This is a genomic window from Microseira wollei NIES-4236 (genome assembly GCF_020521235.1).
GTDB lineage: Bacteria > Cyanobacteriota > Cyanobacteriia > Cyanobacteriales > Aerosakkonemataceae > Microseira > Microseira wollei.
On sequence record NZ_BLAY01000716.1, the window covers coordinates 1 to 255 of the forward strand.

Consider the following 255-nt stretch of genomic DNA (forward strand, 5'->3'; position numbering starts at 1 on the left):
TCTTGATATATCATCGCCGCCACAGGGATGGTCCCGACACGGCAGACAAAAATCTTCGCTTTGGTTAAACAGCTTCTCTTGCCTTGTCCCTACAACCGATGATCTTGATATATCATCGCCGCCACAGCGATGGTCCCGACACGGCAGACAAAAATCTTCGCTTTGGTTAAACAGCTTCTCTTGCCTTGTCCCTACAACCGATGATCTTGATATATCATCGCCGCCACAGGGATGGTCCCGACACGGCAGACAAAA

1 protein-coding gene is annotated in these 255 nt (G+C 49.8%); it reads right to left on the bottom strand.

The genetic code is table 11. The annotated features are described in order from the left end of the window. Positions 1-255: hypothetical protein (locus MiSe_RS50330; RefSeq protein ID WP_226595127.1), on the bottom strand; the 255-nt coding region annotated here is incomplete at both ends.